Origin of the sequence: Tamlana carrageenivorans, from assembly GCF_002893765.1 — a bacterium.
Lineage (GTDB): Bacteria > Bacteroidota > Bacteroidia > Flavobacteriales > Flavobacteriaceae > Pseudotamlana > Pseudotamlana carrageenivorans.
Window position 1 is genome coordinate 3,129,761 of sequence record NZ_CP025938.1, and the last position, 21,048, is coordinate 3,150,808.

Consider the following 21,048-nt stretch of genomic DNA (forward strand, 5'->3'; position numbering starts at 1 on the left):
TAAAGGCTAGCATTTTATAAACCCAATAAAATTTACGACTTTTAAGGCCCTTCGTTGAATAGCTCGTTTAGTAAAAATGTAATAGTCTAAATTCAAATGATAGAATTAATATATTTTACTTTATTTTGCGACATATTTTCAATTGGCTTATAAGCTTTTCTAACGTTTAAAAAAAGAAGCGTTTGAAAAATAAGGTTGAACGAAAATGTATTAAAAAAAGGTAAACGCTATGTATAACTAAAGGTAATACGATAGTCACTCTAAGCTTGTCGATTTTCTGTTGAAATTTAACAAGCTGAGGATGACAAACGTCATTTAGGAATATCTAGCACAAGACAATAAATCCATTAAAAATGAGTAACACTATAATTGATACCAATTTCAATTTTCCGGGACAAAAGAACCTTTACAAAGGAAAAGTAAGAGCCGTTTATAACATTAATGATGAAGAATTGGTTATGATTGCAACCGATAGGCTTTCTGCTTTTGATGTTGTGATGCCTAAAGGGATTCCTTATAAAGGACAAATACTAAATCAAATTGCCACTAAAATGATGGCAGCTACAGAAGATTTGGTGCCTAACTGGCTAACGGCAACCCCCGATCCTAATGTAGCGGTGGGGCACTTATGCGACCCTTTTAAAGTTGAAATGGTTATTCGTGGTTACATGTCGGGACATGCAGCACGCGAATACAAAGCAGGAAAACGTATGCTTTGCGGTGTGCCTATGCCTGAAGGTATGAAAGAGAATGATGCTTTTCCAGAACCAATCATTACCCCGGCAACTAAAGCTGAAATGGGCGATCATGATGAGGATATTTCTCGTGAAGACATCTTAAAACGTGGTATTGTTTCAGAAGAAGATTATATAATTCTTGAAGATTATACCCGTAAATTATTTCAACGTGGTTCTGAAATCGCTGCATCGAGAGGTTTGATTTTAGTGGATACGAAATATGAATTTGGAAAAACTAAAGATGGAAAAATTGTTTTAATCGATGAGATTCATACGCCTGATTCTTCACGTTACTTTTATGCTGAAGGCTATCAAGAGCGACAAGATAAGGGCGAAGCTCAAAAGCAATTAAGTAAAGAGTTTGTGCGTCAGTGGTTAATTTCTAACGGATTTCAAGGTTTAGAAGGACAAACTGTGCCGGTTATGAGCGATGAATATATCCAAACCGTTAGCGATCGATACATCGAACTTTATGAAAATATTACGGGTGAAACCTTTGTGAAAGCCGATGTAAGTGATATTCAGGAGCGTATTGAAGCTAATGTTCTTAATTATTTAAAGAATAAATAAAGCGATTAAGCACCTATCTTAGTTGAATAATCCATCTTGTTTTTATAAGAATATAATTTAAAAAACCTGTCGGAGTGCCTTTGTTATATAAGACGTCGACAGGTTTTTTTATGTGAAGAAGTTTTGATGTAATAATTAAACAGTTACACATTTTTACCACTTCTAAATTAAATATGGTAATGCACAACTCTATTATTTAGAGGTTGTTCGTTTCTGTAATTATTTAAAGGCATGTTGTTTTTAAGTTTTAAAACTTCATCTACAGATAAAATAATAGGTTCTTTAAAAACAATCCAATTTACACTTTCCGAGCATGGCGGTGTGGTTAATGATCCTCCATACGAGTAGTAATGTCTGTTTTCAAGCAATAAGCTAGATAAATCTACTTCTTGATGAATTTCTTTTTTGGCACCTGCTTCTAACGGCAGAAAACTTTCAAGGAATTCGAACAATTCACTTTCTTGTCCTTCTTTACCTAATAAAGCTAAAACGGTAATTTTCCCTGTACTACTGGTGTGTACAAAATGAATTTCAATCGGATATGTTACTCCGTCAATCTTATGCTCTGAGGGCTCATGGAAATGAATTTGTTTTAAGCAATAACGTTCGTTTTTGTAGTTGATATAATCGCCCTTTTCAAAATCAAACTGAATGGAATGCCCGTTATTTTCAACATCATTAATGAGTGTGGTAGGGGCGTATTCAAACTGTAATTCGTCTTTAACATGGGTCGAATCAGAGTTGATATGAATGATGTTTATAGGAGATTGCTGTTTACCGTTGCAATCAGATTGCTTTTCAATCTCAGACCAACGTTCTGGAGCTGTTTCACCAGAATAACTCCAATGCTTTTTACTGTTGTAGTTTTCAGCTCCATGCGAACCATGTTGGTTGGCATATTGATGAAAAGGAAATGTTATTAATGCAATAAATAAAAGTAGTACGGTGAATAATTTAGAGTTCATTATGATTTTTTTACTTAGTTTCTAATCTCAAAATTAAGTCTAAAACACCATGATAAAACTGACTTTTGTTAGTTCACTAATAAAAATGTAAAATTTATAAATTTTCACCTGTTCCTAAGGGGTGTGTTATGAAGAATTAGTGGTTAGGTTTGATTTTATCCATCACTTTCCTATTTAATTTATATAGAAACGCATTGGTTTTTGCATAATGAAAAGCAATAAAACAAACGACTACGATAAATAAAAGGGCTCCAAAAACGGCTTCATTGGGCGTTAAGGATTTGTTTAAAAATCGTTTGAGACCATAGCCTGTAAAGCTTCCGTAAAGTAAAATAAAATGAATGACATAAATGGACAGGGTTTTTTCTCCAATTTTAGAAATGAACGACCGTTTTAAAAAGCGTTCTAAACTATAAAAAATACTAAAAATGATGAGTACATCCCCAAGTCGCCTAAACAAATAATTATAGTTAGCACTACGTTCAAACAATTCAATACCTGAAATATGGCTTAGGGTTAATAGAAAAGGCGATGAGCCGTATATTAAAAACGCTCCAGCCATAAAAAATGAAATAATGGTTAGCAATTGAAATCGCTCGCGGTGTGCGTGTCTGAAAAATATGGTTGATAAAAAAGCCCCAAATGCCGAATAACCAAACCAAGGTAGTATGGTAAAAATCGAGCCATTACTTTTTGAAAGGTAGTTAGCGAAAAATCGAGGTATGTGTTCTAAGGTTAGATTTCTATAAAGCGGTTCGGTTACAAAACACAGGCAGCCTACCGTAAATAAGACAACCGAAAATAAATAACTGTGTTTTTTTAATAAAACATAGAATCCAACCAATAATATGAGCGATAAACCAATACACTGCAAGACATCAATAACTAAAACATAGGGGTTAAAATATCCAGAAAACCAACTTAGCAAATTCACGCGTAAACTATAGCCTATAAGAATGAGTAGGAGTCCGCGAAAAATTCCTTTTTTTATACGGGGTTTATCGTCGCCTTTAGCATAGGCTCGAAGTAATAAATAATTAAAAACCAATCCGGAAATGGTAAAAAACATGGGGGCGGTTACACCTCTAAAATAATTCCATATATTGAAAATGGTATTATTTGGGTCCTTATAAACAGGATCAAGTAACGTATCTATAAAGTGCCCTTGAAGCATCATTAAAATGGCAAAAGCTCTTACGGCATCAATAAAATAAAGACGATTAGTTTGCAATGTTTTTTGATTTGGTTGCGCACAAAGATACTTTAAAATTTATATTAGATTTACCCATAACAAAGGACGAAAGCTGCCAAACAAAACTCAGGTCCTTATAAATGCTAAATTTTTTAGGAATTAACAATGTATATGTTATATTAGCATTTCTTCTAAGTTAAATACGTGTATTTGTTTTAAAAACGCTTTATTTTTAATGAATTTACCAATCATTAAAAATGTGATATAGCAAAAAACATAATCGGATTTACATTATAAGAGCCAACTAAACAAAACCAAACATGTCAAAAAAAAACGCAAAAGCCTATTGGAAAGAAAACATTAGGTATGTACTCATTCTTTTGAGTATATGGTTTGTAGCCTCTTACGGCTTAGGGATTATTTTCAAAGATGCACTTAACAATATAAAAATAGGAGGCTTTAAACTAGGGTTCTGGTTTGCTCAACAAGGTGCTATTTATGTGTTTGTTGTTCTCATATTTGTTTATGTACGCTTAATGAATAAACTCGATAAAAAATATGGTTATGACGAATAGTGTCATTTTAGAATCGGGGATGGATGTACAAACCTGGACTTACATTTTAGTCGGACTTACCTTTGCTTTATATATCGGTATTGCCATTTGGTCCAGAGCTGGATCGACAAAGGAGTTTTATGTTGCAGGAGGCGGGGTTTCGCCCTTAGCCAATGGTATGGCTACAGCGGCAGATTGGATGAGTGCCGCTTCGTTTATTTCTATGGCAGGAATCATTTCTTTTGCGGGTTATGATGGGGCTGTATATTTGATGGGGTGGACAGGTGGTTATGTGTTATTAGCCTTGTTATTGGCGCCATATTTAAGAAAATTTGGCAAGTTTACGGTACCCGATTTTATTGGAGATCGCTACTATTCGAATACTGCCCGGTTGGTTGGTGTTATTTGTGCACTATTAGTCTCGTTTACCTATGTTGCAGGTCAGATGCGTGGTGTAGGTTTAGTGTTTTCCAGATTTTTAGAGGTAGATATTAACAAGGGTGTGATTATTGGAATGATTATCGTGCTTTTTTATGCCGTATTAGGCGGCATGAAAGGCATCACTTATACGCAAGTGGCTCAGTATTGTGTGTTGATTTTTGCTTTTATGGTTCCTGCTATTTTTATTTCGATTCAAATGACAGGAAATCCTTTACCGCAATTGGGTTTTGGAAGTAAGCTAAACGATGGTTCGGGAATGTATCTTTTAGATAAATTAGATGGTTTAAGTGCGGAATTGGGTTTTTCTGAATATACCGAAGGTTCAAAATCGCTAATTGATGTTTTTGCAATTACTTTAGCTCTTATGGCAGGAACTGCAGGATTACCTCATGTTATTGTTAGGTTTTTTACGGTTAAACGTGTTAAGGATGCGCGTAAATCGGCAGGTTTAGCATTGTTACTTATCGCAATTTTATACACTACAGCGCCAGCAGTTGCTGTTTTTGCTAGAACCAATTTAATCGAAACCGTATCAAATCAGCCTTATGGAAGCATGCCAGAATGGTTTAAAAAATGGGAAGCTACAGGGTTAATAAGTTTTACCGATAAAAACAACGACGGACAAATTCAGTATGTAGCAGATAAAACCAACAACGAATTGGTTGTAGATAACGATATTATGGTTTTGGCTAATCCAGAAATAGCCCAGTTACCCAATTGGGTTATTGCTTTAGTTGCCGCAGGGTCTTTAGCTGCAGCGCTATCAACGGCCGCAGGATTACTGTTAGTCATCTCATCTTCGGTTTCTCACGATTTGATTAAAAAAATGATTAACCCTAATATTTCGGAAAAAAGTGAGCTTATCGCGGCACGTTTGTCGGCTGTTATAGCGGTTTGTGTTGCTGGTTATTTTGGTATCAATCCGCCAGGTTTTGTTGCAGCAACGGTGGCCTTGGCCTTCGGTCTGGCTGCAGCTTCTTTCTTTCCTGCAATTATTTTAGGGATTTTTTATAAGCGTATGAATAAAGAGGGCGCCATAGCTGGAATGGTTGTGGGGATTTCGGTTATGTTACTATATATGATTAAATATAGGTTAGGCTGGTTTGACGAGCTTGTTCCGAACAAAAGTGAATGGTGGTTTGGAATTTCTCCAGAAGGGTTTGGTACAGTAGCCATGATTTTAAACTTTATAGTTTCTATTGTAGTGATGAAATTTACGCCCGCTCCACCCCAAGACGTTCAAGAAATTGTTGAGAATATTAGAATTCCTAGTGGAGCAGGAGCAGCTACCCATTAATAGAAGAATTGATTGAGTTCATCTACAAATGCGCGTAATCCGTAGAAAAAGCTTAGAGAAACCACAATAAATTTATAATTTAGAAAACGCTTAAAAGTTCTTAATTTTAAGCTACTAAACTAAAAAACAAACTAATTTATGAGTAATTATCACATAAAACACCTAGAAGAATATTATCAAGTCTATCGAAAATCCATTAGAGAACCTGAAAATTTTTGGGAAGAGGTGGCCGAAGAGCATTTTATGTGGCGTAAAAAATGGGATAATGTATTAAGTTGGGATTTTAGTAAACCTGAAATTAAATGGTTTGAAGGGGCTCAGCTTAATATTACTGAAAATTGTATCGACCGCCATTTATCAACACGGGGAGAAAAAACAGCCATTTTATTTGAACCTAATAATCCAGATGAACCAGCCGAGCATATTTCATACAATCAGCTGTATACCCGAGTTAACAAGTTTGCCAATGTATTAAAATCTAAAGGCATAAAAAAAGGTGATCGTGTTTGCATCTATTTGCCTATGATTCCCGAATTGGCCATTTCTGTTTTGGCTTGTGCTAGAATAGGCGCCATTCATTCTGTGGTTTTTGCTGGGTTTTCATCTACAGCCTTATCTACAAGAATTAATGATAGCGATTGTAAAATGGTAATTACTAGCGATGGTTCCTACCGTGGTGCTAAAACCATCGATTTAAAAGGCATTGTTGATGATGCGTTAGAAGACTGTCTTGGTGTAAATTCCGTTTTAGTAGCTAAACGCATTCAATCGGAAATACCTATGAAAGAGGGACGTGATGAGTGGTTGAAACCGCTTTTAGACGATGCTTCAGAGGATTGCCCAGCTGAAATTATGAATTCTGAAGATCCATTATTCATATTATACACTTCCGGATCTACCGGAAAACCTAAAGGGATGGTACATACCACAGGAGGTTATATGGTATATACGGCTTATACCTTTAAAAATGTATTTCAATATAGAGAAAACGACATCTATTGGTGTACTGCAGATATTGGCTGGATTACGGGACACAGTTATATTGTGTACGGTCCTTTAGCTAATGGTGCTACAACGGTGATGTTTGAAGGTGTGCCGAGTTATCCTGATTTTGGGCGTTTTTGGCAAATAGTAGAAAAACATCAGGTGACACAGTTTTATACCGCCCCAACAGCCATTCGTGCTTTGGCTAAGGAAGGCGTAGATTTGGTAGAAAAGTACAACTTGTCTTCCTTAAAAGTACTGGGGTCGGTAGGAGAGCCAATCAATGAAGAGGCTTGGCACTGGTATAACGATAATGTTGGTAAAAAACACAGTCCGATTGTAGATACCTGGTGGCAAACCGAAACAGGAGGTATTATGATTTCTCCAATTCCGTTTGTTACACCAACAAAACCAACTTACGCGACACTCCCATTTATAGGCATTCAGCCCGCTTTAATGGATGAATCGGGGAAAGAATTAAAAGGTAATCAAGTAGAGGGGCGTTTGTGTGTAAAATTCCCTTGGCCAAGTATTGCGCGTACCATATGGAATAACCACGAACGTTATAAGGATACCTATTTTTCTGCTTATGAAAACAAATATTTTACAGGTGATGGCGCCTTAAGAGATGAAGTGGGCTACTACAGAATTACTGGTCGTGTTGATGATGTCATTATCGTTTCAGGGCATAATTTAGGTACCGCACCTATTGAAGATGCTATTAATGAGCACCCAGCAGTTTCAGAATCGGCAGTTGTTGGTTTTCCTCATGATATCAAAGGAAATGCCTTATACGGTTATATTATTTTAAAGGATACCGGCGAGAGTAGAGATCAAAATAACGTACGTAATGAAATTAACCAAATGATCACCGAACATATTGGTCCGATTGCCAAGCTGGATAAAATTCAGTTTACGGTAGGATTACCTAAAACGCGATCTGGAAAAATTATGCGTCGTATTTTACGAAAAATAGCTTGTAAAGATATTAGTAACTTAGGAGATACCAGTACGTTATTAAATCCAGAAGTGGTTCAAGAAATTATAGATAACGCCTTGTAATAAAGGCGTTATTTAGGCATTAAATAGCCCCAGTTTAGATGTTTACGTTTGTCTAAACGAGCTAATGTTTTTAAAAATACCAGGGCAGTAATAAGCGCATCGCCTGTGGCGGTGTGCCTGTCTACTAAAGGGGCATTGAGCTCTTTGGCCAATTCATCTAAGGTGTGCGGTCTTTGTTCATCTCTATAAATGACATGGACCGATTTATTATAAAGTGCTCCGGTATCAATAAATTTATTTTTTAACCGACCTAAACCATGTCTTAGCAGCATTTCATTAATCATATTACGATCAAAATTAGCATGATGCGCAATAAGTATATCCGATTTGATATAGGCCAAAAAGGCTTTTATGGCTTCCAGTTCCGTGAGTTTATTAACCTTACTGTTTTTTAAAATACCGTGAATTTTTACAGATTCAGCCTTAAAAACATCTTGTTTGATATACAGTTCTAGCGATTGATTGATATCAATTTTTTTATTTATGAAAGATACCGCTCCAATGGATAAAACGCGGTCTTCAGTATAATCAAATCCCGTAGTTTCCGTATCAAAAGCAATGAATCTGGTATTGCTAATATCAGTGTTCACCTGGTCTTTAAAAGTATCGAGATAAGCTAACCAAAATTCTGGATAGTTCTTTTTTTTTACCGAAAACCAATTTAAAAAGCCCATTTATATAAAGTTTTTCAGGTCGAATCGTATTTTAAGAACTTCTTGAATTTCGTGAACGGGCTTTAAACAGCGTCTTAACTTAAGCTGTTCTTCTTTGGTCAAGCTTTCAATATCTATAAATTTCCCAGAATCGTTATGAAGAATACCTTGTTTGGTTTTAAATTTAGAAAGCGCTTTAAAGGCGTAGGAGCAAGAATGGTATAATTCTTTGTTGTTAGGATCTAAAAGCGCTAATTTTTCAAAGCGTTCGCTTGTATTATTAATACCTTGCGTGTTGTTTTTTAAGGTAAGTAAACGTGCGGCATCAACCAAAGGCATGATACAACGGTTTTTTATATTGAATAGGTCTTTTTGTTCTCTGCTTTTTTCAACAGCAAATTGTTTAAAGAACCCTAGTGGTGACGGATTTTTAATAGCATCACGAGCTAAAAATTTAAAAAATAAACTGCTTTGTTCTAAAGCTTCATAAATGGAATCTGAAAGTGCTTCCGATAGGCTTTCTTCTCCATATATTGGGCTAAAATCAAAAAAGATGGAAGCCAGTAAAATAGCTTTTTCGTCTGGTTTAGAAATCCAATCATCAAATTGTTGCTTCCATTGCTCTAATGAAAGACACCATTTGGGATTACTAGCCATCATATCGGCTTCGCAATATTCAAAACCTATTTTATTTAAAGATTTTGTTACTAGTTTCGCCAATTCTAAAAAGTAGTTTTGGGTTTCCTCATACTTTTCGACTGGAACATTTTCAAAAATAATGGCATTATCCTGATCGGTAAAGAGCATCTGTTCCTTTCGTCCCTGACTCCCCAAACCAATCCAACAAAATTTTACAGGAGGATTTGTAGGCATTTTTTTTAGGGCGATTTCAATAGCACGTATCGTTACGGCATCGTTAATTTGGGCGATTACTTTTACAATATGTCCAACAGGAATGTTTTGCTCTAAATAACTTTTTAGTAAACTATTGGCTTTTAATCTTGCCGATCGTAATTTTTTTGTTCTATTGGCACGTTTAATTTCTTTGAAAATCACAGTGGGACTATTACCTAGAGACACAAGCAAATCATGATGTGTTAATACGCCCACCAATTTCGTGTTTACTGTACCGTCTTTAGTAATACACACATGACCAATGTGATGCTTTATCATTTGAAGCTGTCCGTCGGCAACCGTTAAACCCTTTTTACACGTAATTACGGGTGTCACCATGATATTAGTTACAGGCGTGTCAATAGGAAAAAGGCCGGTAGCAATCTTATTTTTAATGTCGCTATTGGTAATAATGCCTAAAGGATTTTTTAAATTGTTTACCACAATAATACATCCAATTTTGTGATCCCGCATTTTAATAGCCGCCTCTTTTAAGGTAGAATCTACGGCACATGTAACTGGGTTTTTGGTGTAGTTGGCCGTTTGAAAATTAACGATATCTTGAGTGCTATTGGGTAAGTAGTCTACAAATATTTTGCCTGCTTCCTCTGCCGTGTAGGGGTCGTATGCATTGGTAGCAAAGGCGGTAACAAGGAATTTATTAATGCCAGCGTTGTCTTTGGTAACAGCCGTAAAAACACTAATAGGAATGGCGTAAACTATAGATTCTTCATTGGCAGTAGCCGTAAGTTTATAGTTTTCTTTCGCTATGAGTGGGCGTATTCCAAAAACATCGCCAGCATCACTAATATTAATAATATCTTGGGTATTGTCACCCATGGTGTGCAACAATTTTACACCACCATTTCTTACCACGTAAAAATCTGATTTTGCAGCATCGCCTCTTTCAAATAGCGTATCGCCCTTTTCCATGTAAATGATTGAAACTTCTTTAGAGATTTCAAACAAATCTTTGGTGTTTAAAAAATTAAAAGGAGGATATTTAATTAGAAAATCAAGAACACGTTCTGCAATAGAATTTTTCATGAGGTAAGCTTAACTTATTAAATAAGTTTAAAATCTAATAACAATTCACCTTCAACAGAAGCTTGTAAATGATCCCCTTTTACATTTTGACCAGCACCTGTTGCAGGGGTTCCCGTGAAAATTAAATCACCAGGTTCTAAAGTCATAAATTTAGACACATAAGCAATAATTTCAACGAAGTTGTAAATCATATCACTCGTATTTCCAACTTGCTTTTCTTCTCCATTTATTAATAAGTTAAAGTTGATATCGTTTAAATCTGGGAAATTAGAAATCGATTTGAACCCAGCCACTGGAGAAGCACCATCAAAACCTTTCGCTAATGCCCATGGTCCTTTGTTTTCTCGGCTTGCTGAAAGGACATCTTTAGCCGTATAATCAATACCAATACCTATTTCGCTAATGTAAGAAGCTGCATCAGCTTCAGAAATGTCTTTACCTTGCTTCCCAATTTTAGCGACTAATTCAACTTCGTAAATTAATTGCTCTGTTATGGATGGAAAAACAATGTCTGCGTTGTTTTCAACTAAAGTACTTTCAGCTTTTAAAAAGATGGTTTGTGCCCCTGTTTTAAGCGCTGCAACTTCACTTTTATCATTTACGTAGTTTTTACCAATGCCTATAATTTTCATGATTTTTATATAATTTTAATTGTTAATTTTTAGACTATAAAAGTAATGAATTAAGCTATTTTTCGTCCTAAGAAATTATATAAATTTTATACCATTAGCGTATCGAGTAATAGGGCTTATTCAAAAAAGGGGTAAGGCATCGTTATAAAGGAATTTAGGTCTATTTTTGCTTAATATAAAGTTTCATTAACATCACTTACTCTGCGTACAAAAGAATTCTATGAAGCACCTCAGTTCAACAACCACAAAAAAAGATAAAAGAAAGTCTAAAGTGACCATGACACAAGCGTTTAAAACCATTATTTGGCCAAGGCGAAATCTGGTTTTTTTAGGGTTACTGTTAATTGTAATAAGAAGTTTAGCCGGACTTATTTTGCCATGGCAAAGTAAAGTACTTCTAGATGACGTTGTGCCAAGCAATGATCCGTCGCAGCTTTACACCTTAATAGCCATCGTGTTATCGGCTATTTTAGTACAGGCATTAACCTCATATGCTTTAACGCAAATATTAAGCGTTCAGGCGCAATTTTTAATTAGTGAATTACGTGCCCAAGTGCAGAAAAAAGTGCTGTCTTTACCCATTAGTTTTTTTGATAATAACAAAACTGGTGGTTTAGTGTCTCGAATCATGAGTGATGTGGAAGGGGTAAGAAACCTAATAGGCACAGGTTTGGTACAATTGGTAGGAGGGACGTTTACAGCCATTGTTTCTTTAATAATTTTAATAAAGTTGAATGCTTGGATGACGCTTTTTGTATTTGTACCCATTTCCATTTTCGGATATATCGCCTTGCGTGCCTTTAAATACATTCGTCCCGTGTTTAGAACCCGAGGGAAAATTAATCAAGAAGTTAAAGGTAGACTTACCGAAACCTTAGCTGGGGTAAGGGTTATAAAGGCTTTTAATGCAGAAGAACAAGAAAATCTTGTTTTCGAAAAGGGGGTGGAGCGCTTGTTTCAAAATGTGAAGAAAAGTTTAACAGCAACGTCCATCATGACAAGCTCTTCAACCTTTTTAATTGGTGTGGCCACCACAGGAATTATGGGTATTGGAGGGTATTATATGATGCAAAATGCCATGACAACTGGTGATTTCTTGTTTTTTACTTTGGTACTCGGATTTATGATTGCGCCTATAGTGCAAATGAGTAACATTGGGAGTCAATTAACTGAAGCTTTAGCAGGATTAGACAGAACCGAGGAGCTGATGAATATGACCGCTGAAGAAGACAACGCACAGCGTACCATAGAACTGCAAAATTTTAAAGGTGATATTGAATTTAAAGATGTGTCTTTTGCTTATGAAGAAGACAAAGACGTGCTTCACAAAATAAATTTTAAGGCACCTTCTGGTACTGTTACGGCTTTAGTAGGAAGCTCAGGTTCAGGAAAATCAACTATTGCGGGATTGTCGGCTACTTTTTTAAATCCGAAATCAGGTACCGTTTTAGTCGACCAACAAGATTTATCTAAAGTAAAATTAAACAGTTTTAGAAAAAATTTGGGTGTGGTTTTACAGGATGAGTTTTTGTTTGAAGGGACGATTAGAGAGAACATCCTTTTTCCTAGGCCAAACGCTACCGAAGCCGAACTTCAGAATGCTGTTAAAGCCGCTTATGTAGATGAATTTACCGATAGGTTTGACAAAGGCTTAGAAACTTTAATAGGAGAACGAGGCGTGAAGCTTTCTGGAGGGCAACGTCAAAGATTGGCTATTGCACGTGCCATTCTTGCCGACCCTAAACTTATTATTTTAGATGAAGCCACTTCAAACTTAGATACCGAAAGTGAAGCCTTAATTCAGAAGAGTTTAAATGAATTGGTGAAAGATCGAACCACCATCGTTATTGCGCATCGATTAAGTACCATTAGAAAAGCCGATCAAATTTTAGTAATTGAAGCCGGTAATATCGTAGAACGCGGCACCCACGACGAGTTAATTGCAATTGGAGGAAGGTATTACGATTTATACACCTATCAAGCCAAAATATAGCTGTTAACCTAATTTTAATCCAGATGAAAGTAACTAGTTTAAGCCCTTCAGAATATCCTGAGTTTTATAAAACCTATATTGATAAAGTTCCTACAGATTTAGATTTGTTAGAGGCTCTTGAAAAAGGGAGAACAACTGTTTTAGATGCTTTTAAAAGCATTCCAGAAGCTAAATTAAGCTGGCGTTATGCCTCTGGAAAATGGACTATAAAAGAAGTGTTTCAGCATATTATTGATACAGAACGCGTTTTTAGTTACCGTTGTTTTAGAATCTCCAGACGCGATAAAACGAATCTTCCTGGGTTTGAGCAAGACGATTTTGTGGCCACTTCAAACGCTAATGAAAAATCTCTAGACGATCTTATAGAAGCCTACGAAGCCGTACGTCGAAACACTATGGTTTTACTAAAAGAAATGTCGGAAACCGAATTTAAGCATCTAGGTTTGGTTAGCGGAAACCCCATGTCTGCCCGAGCCGCTGCCTTTGTTATTGTGGGCCATGAAATACATCACTTGCAAGTCTTACAACAGAAATACCTTTAATTTAGGCCTTTGTAGTAAGCATCTTCCTTTTGCGTTTCAATAAAGTGAAAACCAATAACGATAAAACGCCAAATACCGTAAATCCTATAAAAATAGGGAGTACCGAATGTTTGATGTAGCCTCCGATATAATTCGCGATAGGCACCGCCATAATGGTTGAAGCAAAGCCGTTTATTGCTGCGCCAATGCCCGCAATATGCCCTAGGGGCTGCATGGCTAAAGCTCTTAGATTTCCGAAGAGAAAACCAACAGCAAAAAATTGAGCTGCAAAAAACATGAGTAAAATGTATATACTAGGATTGTTTCCAGACCAAAATAAAATCACGTAAAGCACAGAAATGATGGCGTAACCTACAGTAGCGGTATGAGCAATGCGCCACATCCCATATTTCTCCACCAATCGGCTATTCATAAAAGTAGCTAAACCTATTGAAATGGCTAAACTCGCAAAAATGTATGGAAACATTTCGGCCATTTGATATTGTACCTGGAAGATTTGCTGTGCCGTACTGAGGTAGACCATAAATGATCCCGTAATAAATCCCGAAACAAGTGTAAAAGCAACAGATTCACGTTCTTTTAAGAATTTTTTAGTACCGTCGAAAAATAAATTCGCCGAGAACTTAATACGTTTTTCTTTTGGTAAGGTTTCAGGTTGTCTTTGCCAAAACCAAAACATGATAACCACTCCAAATATTAGGTTGAAATAGAAAATGGATTTCCAGCTAAAATAGGCCATAAGGAGATGCCCAAGGGTAGGAGCGACTACAGGAACAAGAATAAAAAACATCACGACAATCGATACGATTTTCGCCATATAATCGCCCTCATAGGAGTCGCGAATCATGGAAAGCGATAAACTTCTCGGGGATGCTAGTCCTATACCTTGAAGTATGCGTCCTAGAATCATCACTTCAAAACTTGTAGTGGTAACACAAATAATACTAGCCATAATAAAAACCGAAAAACCTATAAAAACAATGGGTTTCCTGCCAAAACTATCGGATAAGGGTCCGAAAATAAGCTGTCCGCAACCAATACCCAAAAAAATCATGGTAATTAATAACTGATTGTCGGAAGCGTCTATAACTCCAAGATGCTTTCCTATTTCTGGTAAAGCCGGTAATAATGCATCAATGGAAAGGGCAACAATTGACATGAGTGATGCCATTAAGGCCACAAATTCAATTTTAAAATTTTGAGTTTTTTGCATCAGGCAAAAGTAAATCAATTAAAATCCTTATTAAGTAACTTAACAATATATTAAAACAATGATATTATTGCTAAATTTGATATTAAGTTAACCGTAATCTCACTTATGAAAATTCAGCCACTTTTAAATTACATCGGGCAACATGTTACACTAACCAAGGAGGAAGAAGCGATTTTAGAATCAAAGGTTAGTTATAGAAAGTATTTAAAAGGGCAATTTGTGGTTCAGCAAGGTGATGTTTGCAAATACGAATGTTTTGTCGTTTCTGGCTGTACAAAAACGTATTATGTTGATGATGAGGGCCAAGAACACATCGTGATGTTTTCGGTTGAAGATTGGTGGACTTCCGATATAGGAAGTTTCATTACGCAAACACCGGCTGATTTTAATATTCAATGTTTGGAAAATACAGAGCTTATCATGTTTTCTTACGATGAGATTGAAACTCTATATGCCGAAATTCCAAAACTAGAACGTTTTTTTAGACGTATCATCGAAAAGGCTTTGGTGGCTTCACAGAAAAGAATTATTAGAAGTTTTAGTCTTTCTGCCAAAGACAGGTTTCTTTATTTTAGAAATCAATATCCTAAAATAGAGCAGCGTATCCCTCAGTATATGATTGCTTCATACCTTGGTATTACTAAGGAATTCTTAAGTAAAATTAAAAGCCAACTCATTCTCGAACAGTAAATGTTAATCTAGATTAACTTTATTTGATAAACTACTTCATTTTATATCATAGGTAAGTTTCAGAACTTTGTACCATAATAATTCATCATGTATTATGAACAAATTAATTGAACAGGTTAGCAATCTTAACGATCTTATTATTCAAGGACAAGGTCTGAAAGCGTTTGATTTGTATTATGACGATGATGTGATTATGCAAGAAAATAATCAGATGGAATATCTGGGAAAAAAACTAAATAGAAAAAGAGTTGCTGCCTTTTTTCAAGGTATAACAGCCTTTCGTTCGGCGAAACCTTTACACGTTACTATAGGTGAAAAAATTACCATGGTGGAGTGGGCATTCGATTTAACACATAAAGACCTCGGACTTATTAATTACAATAAAGTAGTCGTTCAGGAGTGGGAAAACGGAAAAGTGATTAAAGAACGGATATATTACGGATCATAACAAGTTAAACAATTAAATAAATTACACATGAAAAAGACCATTAAAAATTTAGCCATCTTAGTATTAGCTGTTGTTGTAACTTCAGCATTTACAAACTATAAAGGTGAAAAAAAGCAAGTAAAAGTAGACCATAGTAAAGTGGTTTGGAAAGGCTATAAAGTACTTGGATCTCATGAAGGTACGGTACAACTTAAATCTGGAATTTTAGAATTCGATAAAGAAAAATTAACTGGAGGAGAGTTTGTTATCGATATGACAAGCTTAGTGAGTACCGACTTAGAAGGATCGGATAGTAAAGCAAAATTAGAAGGACATTTAAAATCGGATGATTTCTTTGGTGTTGAAAAATACCCAACATCATCTTTAGTGTTTACTAAAGTTAAAGCTTCAGGTAAAAATGCCTACGATGTTACCGGCGATCTTACGATTAAGGGTAAAACACATGCAGTTACCTTTACTATGTCGATTTACGGTAGTAAAGCCAATGCGGCATTAAAAATTGATAGAACGAAGTTTGATATTCAATATGGTTCACCCAATTTCTTCGATAATCTAAAAGACAAGGCCATTTACGATGAATTTGATATTGTTGTCGATTTGGAATTTTAGTATTAAAACATCTATTGAAAAAGAGGATTATTAGCGTTTTAGGGCACCCAATTTAGGGTGCCTTATTATTTTTATGAGTTTTTGTTGCTTGTTGCCCTATATTTGTTGTTCTTAAAGCCATAAAGCATGTCATTCAAAAAATTAATCCAGCCCTTAAAAGATTCCTTAAAAAATAAAGGTTTTAACGAGCCTATAGGGGTTCAAAAATTAATATTATCTAAAATAAAAGGTGGCGCCAACCTATTTTGTATTGCTCCTAAAGATTCCGGAAAAACAACAAGTATTGTACTTAGTGTGATTCAGAAACTTAAAGGCAAAGCTTTTGAAGATGCCCCTAGAGTTTTAATTTTTGTAAAAGATAAACAGGCTGCCTTAGATTTAGAATTGGAATTTAATGCGTTTTTACGCGGTACAGATTTACGCATTTATACGGCCTATGATCAAAAAAACATCGATCAACAACGCGATGATATTTATGATGGCGTAGATGTGGTTATCGCTACGCCGAAGCGTTTAAACCGAATATTTTACCTGAATGGAATCAACCTAAATAAGCTCCAAATGTGTATTGTGGAGGATGCCGATTTCTTGTTCCGAAATAATAATTTTGCTGAGGTTACTAGAACTCCAGAAAGTATCGGGAGATGCCAATATTTGGTTTTTGCCGAGCATTTTGATAAACGTTTTGAGCGTTGGCAAGACAGTTTTATGTTTAACTCTGAGGTAGTGACCTATCAAAAGGATTAAAGGAAATTCATAGGCTTTGTTATATTGAACTTGTAACATATAAAACCCAAAACGCGTTTCCAAAGTTTAAATACTTTTGATAAAACTACTGTGAAAACATAAAAAATGAACCCGATAACGGCTATTAAAATAATGTTATGGATACTTTTAGCAGTAATTCTTTTTCATTTAAGCATTATTCTAAAAATAGTTCCTTATGAATTAACTTGGGGTGGGAGGTTGAAAAATGACTCTGAGATGTATGTTTTTGAAATAATCTCGATATTAATAAATCTATTTTTATGTGTCATCCTTTTTATAAAAGGGAAATATATAAGAGCATTTTTATCAATGAAAATAGTCAACATTATTTTATGGGTATTTTTAATATTATTTGGACTGAATTCGGTTGGAAACCTTTTAGCAGAAACCAATTTTGAGAAATTTTTCACCCTAGTAACGTTTATTTCTGCACTTCTAATTTGGATAATTCTACGTAAGGATAGAAAGGGGACACACAGTAATGGCTTTAATAAATATGGATTTTGACTAAGTGCTTACTCGTAAATTAAAAGCTTTTTAATTCACGTATTAAACCTAGTAAATTCGTGTTATATCATTCAAAAGCAACTGATGAACTTTGTAGCTTTAGAACTTTAACTAAGCAAGAGCACCACGACAAGCTCAGTATGACAAGGCTTGATGTTTATGTTCAACTTAACAAAACCGTAGACTTTTATTCCATCCTCCATTCGATAGAAATCCAAAAACATCATAAAGGAATATTCCCATGTTTACGTTTTGGGCCTTTAACAACCTTATTTTCTAACATGGCAAAGCCTTTAAGGAGTTTTCTTCTCGTGTTTTTGGGAAGGATCACTTCATCTATAAATCCGCGTTTGGCTGCTTCATAAGGATTAGCAAATTTTTCGGCATATTCTTGTTCTTTCTCTTTGAGTTTTTTTTCTGGATTGTCAGCTTGAGAAATGTCTTTTTTGAAAATAATTTCACTCGCACCCTTAGCCCCCATAACGGCAATTTCGGCACCTGGCCAAGCAAAATTTAAATCGGCACCAATGTGCTTGGAGTTCATTACATCATAAGCACCGCCATAGGCTTTTCTGGTAATTACAGTTATTCTGGGCACCGTAGCTTCACTTAAGGCGTAAAGTAATTTTGCACCATGAGTGATAATGGCATTCCATTCCTGATTGGTACCAGGAAGAAAGCCCGGAACATCCACCAAAACCAGTAAAGGGATATTAAAACAATCGCAAAAACGTGTGAAACGTGCTGCCTTTCTAGAACTTTTTACCCCAAGAACACCTGCAAAAGACATGGGTTGATTGGCTACAATTCCGATACTTCTTCCGCCTAAGCGAGCAAAACCAACTATAATACTTTCGGCGTATTCTTTATGGATTTCGTAAAAGGAATCGGTGTCAATAATGCCCTCAATAACTATATGCATGTCGTAGGGCTTGTTTGGGTTTTCTGGAACGCAGTCTGATAACACCTCACGTACCTCATCATTTAAAGTGTAGTCTAATTTTATAGCCGTTTCCTTATTATTTTGAGGGAGGTAACTTAATAGTTTTTTTATATCGTCTAGGCAATGTACATCGTTTATAGACTTTTTATGAGCGACACCAGATTTAGAGGCGTGTGTATGGGCGCCACCAAGTTCTTCGCTAGAAACATCCTCATTGGTTACGGTTTTAACCACACTGGGGCCCGTTACAAACATATAACTCGAATTCTCGACCATGATGGTAAAATCGGTTATGGCAGGTGAATAAACGGCGCCACCAGCACAGGGGCCCATAATGGCCGATATTTGAGGTATGACACCCGAAGCTTGTACATTTCGGTAAAATATATCGGCGTAACCACCTAAAGAGCGTACACCTTCTTGAATTCTGGCCCCTCCCGAATCGTTTAATCCAATAACAGGGGCTCCAACTTTAATGGCCATATCAAGGAGTTTGCAAATCTTTTCGGCATGTGTTTCAGATAGCGAACCACCAAACACCGTAAAATCTTGGGCGTACACATATACCAAACGGTTATGAATCGTGCCGTACCCTGTAATAACACCATCGCCGTAAAACACCTGATCTGCCATATTAAAATCGGTGGTTCTGTGGGTTACCAAAGCGCCTATTTCTTCAAAGGAGGCTTCATCCAACAAATACTGAATACGCTCTCTAGCGGTAAGTTTATTATTTTCATGTTGTTTGTTAATACGCTTTTGGCCACCTCCTAATTGAGCGAGGGTATATAGGTGCTTTAGTTTTTCTATTTTAGAACTCATAGGATCTTTTTTTATGATTTGGAACGAGGAAGATGTAGTGTGTGTCTATCGTGAATAAACTGCTTAACCGCTATAAGCGCCGCCATTTTAGCTTCTTCTAATAAGTAGATCTTTCTAGACGCTTCTGTGTAATATGTTTTAACGAAGTGCGTGTCGAATTGTCCAGATTTAAAAGCTTCATGTTCACAAACGAATTTTCCAAAAGGCAGTGTGGTTTTAATGCCTTCCATTTTGTAATCATCGATAGCCTTTTTCATAAGCTGTATGGCTTCATCTCTTGTTTTACCGTAAGTTATGAGTTTAGACAGCATAGGGTCGTAAAAAATGGGGACTTCCATGCCTTCTTCATAACCATTATCTACGCGAATGCCTTTACCTTTAGGGAGTTTATAAGTTTCTAATAGACCTACGCTAGGAAGAAAATCATTTAAAGGGTCTTCGGCATAAACACGTAGCTCCAAGGCGTGGCCTTTAATTTTTAAATCTGCTTGTTTTAGGGGTAGCGCTTCACCACGTGCTATTTGAATTTGAAGTTCGACCAAATCTAATCCCGTAATGCATTCGGTTACTGGATGCTCTACCTGTAACCTGGTATTCATTTCTAGGAAATAAAAATTGTGCTGGGCATCCAATAGAAATTCAACGGTACCAGCGCCAATATATTCACATGATTGAGCCACTTTTACCGCAGCTTTTCCCATTTCGGTACGCATAGCATCACTTAAAACCGATGAAGGTGCCTCTTCAATTACTTTTTGATGTCGGCGTTGGATGCTGCATTCCCTTTCAAAGAGGTGTAGCGTTTGTCCGTGTGTATCGGCTATAATCTGGATTTCAATATGTCTGGGTGAACGTATGTACTTTTCGATAAATACCGATCCGTCACCAAAAGCTGAAGTGGCTTCACTTATAGCACGTTTCATTTGTGATTCTAATTCGGTTTCATTTTCAACAATACGCATGCCTCTGCCACCACCACCTGCCGAGGCTTTAATGAGGATGGGGTAACCAATTTCAGCGGCCAAAGATTTCGCTTTTTTAACATCGGTAATGGCTTCATCAATTCCTGGAACCATAGGAATATTATAAGCTTTAACAGCTTCTTTGGCGGCCAATTTGCTACCCATTATTTTGATGGCTTTGGATTTCGGGCCAATAAAAATAATATGATTAGCTTCACAGCATTCGGCAAACTGCGCATTTTCACTTAAAAACCCATATCCAGGGTGAATGGCGTCGACCTGCAGTAACTTGGCAACTTCAATAATTTTATCAGCTTTTAAATACGATTGATTAGAAGGTGCTTTTCCGATGCAAATCGCCTCATCAGCAAATTTTACATGGAGAGCGTTTCTGTCTATTTCAGAAAAAATTGCAACCGTTTTAATACCCATTTTTTTAGCCGTTCGCATAACCCTAAGCGCAATTTCACCGCGATTGGCAACTAATATTTTTTTCATAAAAGTGTTTTTTAGTTGGTGCTTT

At 36.1% G+C, this 21,048-nt stretch carries 18 protein-coding genes; 10 read left to right on the top strand and 8 right to left on the bottom strand.

Annotated features, from left to right (window positions below; all coding sequences use genetic code 11):
- The first annotated feature begins 353 nt into the window (after positions 1 to 353).
- A complete protein-coding gene (locus C1A40_RS13640) occupies positions 354 to 1,307 on the top strand; it encodes a phosphoribosylaminoimidazolesuccinocarboxamide synthase (protein WP_102996372.1) in 954 nt (317 codons plus the stop codon).
- 167 nt (positions 1,308 to 1,474) lie between these two features.
- Here C1A40_RS13640 and C1A40_RS13645 read toward each other — a convergent pair whose 3' ends face one another.
- On the bottom strand, positions 1,475 to 2,272 hold the full coding sequence (locus C1A40_RS13645; protein WP_102996373.1) for a carbonic anhydrase: 798 nt from the start codon (positions 2,270 to 2,272) through the stop codon (positions 1,475 to 1,477).
- Between the two features lie 136 nt (positions 2,273 to 2,408).
- The gene (locus C1A40_RS13650) at positions 2,409 to 3,503 is read right to left on the bottom strand and encodes a heparan-alpha-glucosaminide N-acetyltransferase domain-containing protein (protein ID WP_102996374.1); all 1,095 of its coding nucleotides are present in this window, start codon (positions 3,501 to 3,503) and stop codon (positions 2,409 to 2,411) included.
- A gap of 281 nt (positions 3,504 to 3,784) precedes the next feature.
- Between C1A40_RS13650 and C1A40_RS13655 the strand changes: the two genes are divergently transcribed.
- From C1A40_RS13655 to acs, 3 genes are all read left to right on the top strand, one after another.
- On the top strand, positions 3,785 to 4,039 hold the full coding sequence (locus tag C1A40_RS13655; RefSeq protein WP_102996375.1) for a DUF4212 domain-containing protein: 255 nt from the start codon (positions 3,785 to 3,787) through the stop codon (positions 4,037 to 4,039).
- A gap of 19 nt (positions 4,040 to 4,058) precedes the next feature.
- The gene (locus C1A40_RS13660; RefSeq protein WP_102997221.1) at positions 4,059 to 5,756 is read left to right on the top strand and encodes a sodium:solute symporter family protein; all 1,698 of its coding nucleotides are present in this window, start codon (positions 4,059 to 4,061) and stop codon (positions 5,754 to 5,756) included.
- Positions 5,757 to 5,894: 138 nt separating this feature from the next.
- Complete coding sequence (gene acs / locus C1A40_RS13665; RefSeq protein ID WP_102996376.1) at positions 5,895 to 7,802, top strand: acetate--CoA ligase; 1,908 nt, start codon at positions 5,895 to 5,897, stop codon at positions 7,800 to 7,802.
- Between the two features lie 8 nt (positions 7,803 to 7,810).
- Here the strand turns inward: acs and C1A40_RS13670 are convergent, their stop codons facing one another.
- Genes C1A40_RS13670 through C1A40_RS13680 form a run of 3 tightly spaced genes read right to left on the bottom strand, consistent with a single transcriptional unit; the run spans position 7,811 to position 11,028 of the window.
- Entirely contained in the window at positions 7,811 to 8,476 is a 666-nt protein-coding gene (locus C1A40_RS13670; protein ID WP_102996377.1) for a 3'-5' exonuclease, read from the bottom strand.
- Entirely contained in the window at positions 8,477 to 10,396 is a 1,920-nt protein-coding gene (locus tag C1A40_RS13675; RefSeq protein WP_102996378.1) for a DUF294 nucleotidyltransferase-like domain-containing protein, read from the bottom strand.
- A gap of 17 nt (positions 10,397 to 10,413) precedes the next feature.
- Positions 10,414 to 11,028 carry a fumarylacetoacetate hydrolase family protein gene (locus C1A40_RS13680; protein WP_102996379.1) on the bottom strand — a complete coding sequence of 205 codons (615 nt, stop codon included), beginning with the start codon at positions 11,026 to 11,028 and terminating at the stop codon, positions 10,414 to 10,416.
- A 220-nt stretch (positions 11,029 to 11,248) separates the two neighbouring features.
- Here C1A40_RS13680 and C1A40_RS13685 point away from each other — a divergent pair, with 220 nt between their 5' ends.
- Positions 11,249 to 13,021, top strand: coding sequence for an ABC transporter ATP-binding protein (locus C1A40_RS13685; RefSeq protein WP_102996380.1), 1,773 nt, complete (start codon positions 11,249 to 11,251; stop codon positions 13,019 to 13,021).
- A 23-nt stretch (positions 13,022 to 13,044) separates the two neighbouring features.
- Positions 13,045 to 13,563, top strand: coding sequence for a DinB family protein (locus C1A40_RS13690; protein WP_102996381.1), 519 nt, complete (start codon positions 13,045 to 13,047; stop codon positions 13,561 to 13,563).
- Between the two features lies 1 nt (position 13,564).
- Here the strand turns inward: C1A40_RS13690 and C1A40_RS13695 are convergent, their stop codons facing one another.
- Positions 13,565 to 14,776: a multidrug effflux MFS transporter gene (locus tag C1A40_RS13695; RefSeq protein ID WP_102996382.1), complete on the bottom strand. Its 1,212-nt coding sequence runs from the start codon at positions 14,774 to 14,776 to the stop codon at positions 13,565 to 13,567.
- A 105-nt stretch (positions 14,777 to 14,881) separates the two neighbouring features.
- Here C1A40_RS13695 and C1A40_RS13700 point away from each other — a divergent pair, with 105 nt between their 5' ends.
- The 4 genes from C1A40_RS13700 to C1A40_RS13715 all read left to right on the top strand — a co-directional run bounded on the left by C1A40_RS13700 (position 14,882) and on the right by C1A40_RS13715 (position 17,270).
- Positions 14,882 to 15,466 (top strand): Crp/Fnr family transcriptional regulator, encoded by a 585-nt coding sequence (locus C1A40_RS13700; protein WP_102996383.1) that lies wholly within the window; start codon positions 14,882 to 14,884, stop codon positions 15,464 to 15,466.
- 94 nt (positions 15,467 to 15,560) lie between these two features.
- Positions 15,561 to 15,914, top strand: a complete 354-nt coding sequence (locus tag C1A40_RS13705) for a SnoaL-like domain-containing protein (RefSeq protein WP_102996384.1) — start codon at positions 15,561 to 15,563, stop codon at positions 15,912 to 15,914.
- A 27-nt stretch (positions 15,915 to 15,941) separates the two neighbouring features.
- Positions 15,942 to 16,523 carry a YceI family protein gene (locus tag C1A40_RS13710; RefSeq protein WP_102996385.1) on the top strand — a complete coding sequence of 194 codons (582 nt, stop codon included), beginning with the start codon at positions 15,942 to 15,944 and terminating at the stop codon, positions 16,521 to 16,523.
- 126 nt (positions 16,524 to 16,649) lie between these two features.
- Positions 16,650 to 17,270, top strand: coding sequence for a DEAD/DEAH box helicase (locus C1A40_RS13715; protein WP_102996386.1), 621 nt, complete (start codon positions 16,650 to 16,652; stop codon positions 17,268 to 17,270).
- Between the two features lie 751 nt (positions 17,271 to 18,021).
- Here C1A40_RS13715 and C1A40_RS13725 read toward each other — a convergent pair.
- Complete coding sequence (locus C1A40_RS13725; RefSeq protein WP_102996388.1) at positions 18,022 to 19,563, bottom strand: acyl-CoA carboxylase subunit beta; 1,542 nt, start codon at positions 19,561 to 19,563, stop codon at positions 18,022 to 18,024.
- Between the two features lie 11 nt (positions 19,564 to 19,574).
- The gene (gene accC / locus C1A40_RS13730) at positions 19,575 to 21,023 is read right to left on the bottom strand and encodes an acetyl-CoA carboxylase biotin carboxylase subunit (protein ID WP_102996389.1); all 1,449 of its coding nucleotides are present in this window, start codon (positions 21,021 to 21,023) and stop codon (positions 19,575 to 19,577) included.
- Positions 21,024 to 21,048: the final 25 nt, after the last annotated feature.

What these genes read in the sequence shown, in the direction of transcription:
- C1A40_RS13645 (WP_102996373.1), bottom strand. Translation starts at nt 2,272, where the DNA reads ATGAACTCTAAATTATTCACCGTACTACTTTTATTTATTGCATTAATA.
- C1A40_RS13710 (WP_102996385.1), top strand. Translation starts at nt 15,942, where the DNA reads ATGAAAAAGACCATTAAAAATTTAGCCATCTTAGTATTAGCTGTTGTT.
- C1A40_RS13700 (WP_102996383.1), top strand. Translation starts at nt 14,882, where the DNA reads ATGAAAATTCAGCCACTTTTAAATTACATCGGGCAACATGTTACACTA.
- acs (WP_102996376.1), top strand. Translation starts at nt 5,895, where the DNA reads ATGAGTAATTATCACATAAAACACCTAGAAGAATATTATCAAGTCTAT.
- C1A40_RS13670 (WP_102996377.1), bottom strand. Translation starts at nt 8,476, where the DNA reads ATGGGCTTTTTAAATTGGTTTTCGGTAAAAAAAAAGAACTATCCAGAA.
- C1A40_RS13725 (WP_102996388.1), bottom strand. Translation starts at nt 19,563, where the DNA reads ATGAGTTCTAAAATAGAAAAACTAAAGCACCTATATACCCTCGCTCAA.
- C1A40_RS13690 (WP_102996381.1), top strand. Translation starts at nt 13,045, where the DNA reads ATGAAAGTAACTAGTTTAAGCCCTTCAGAATATCCTGAGTTTTATAAA.
- accC (WP_102996389.1), bottom strand. Translation starts at nt 21,023, where the DNA reads ATGAAAAAAATATTAGTTGCCAATCGCGGTGAAATTGCGCTTAGGGTT.
- C1A40_RS13705 (WP_102996384.1), top strand. Translation starts at nt 15,561, where the DNA reads ATGAACAAATTAATTGAACAGGTTAGCAATCTTAACGATCTTATTATT.
- C1A40_RS13680 (WP_102996379.1), bottom strand. Translation starts at nt 11,028, where the DNA reads ATGAAAATTATAGGCATTGGTAAAAACTACGTAAATGATAAAAGTGAA.
- C1A40_RS13685 (WP_102996380.1), top strand. Translation starts at nt 11,249, where the DNA reads ATGAAGCACCTCAGTTCAACAACCACAAAAAAAGATAAAAGAAAGTCT.
- C1A40_RS13695 (WP_102996382.1), bottom strand. Translation starts at nt 14,776, where the DNA reads ATGCAAAAAACTCAAAATTTTAAAATTGAATTTGTGGCCTTAATGGCA.
- C1A40_RS13675 (WP_102996378.1), bottom strand. Translation starts at nt 10,396, where the DNA reads ATGAAAAATTCTATTGCAGAACGTGTTCTTGATTTTCTAATTAAATAT.
- C1A40_RS13660 (WP_102997221.1), top strand. Translation starts at nt 4,059, where the DNA reads ATGGATGTACAAACCTGGACTTACATTTTAGTCGGACTTACCTTTGCT.
- C1A40_RS13655 (WP_102996375.1), top strand. Translation starts at nt 3,785, where the DNA reads ATGTCAAAAAAAAACGCAAAAGCCTATTGGAAAGAAAACATTAGGTAT.
- C1A40_RS13715 (WP_102996386.1), top strand. Translation starts at nt 16,650, where the DNA reads ATGTCATTCAAAAAATTAATCCAGCCCTTAAAAGATTCCTTAAAAAAT.
- C1A40_RS13640 (WP_102996372.1), top strand. Translation starts at nt 354, where the DNA reads ATGAGTAACACTATAATTGATACCAATTTCAATTTTCCGGGACAAAAG.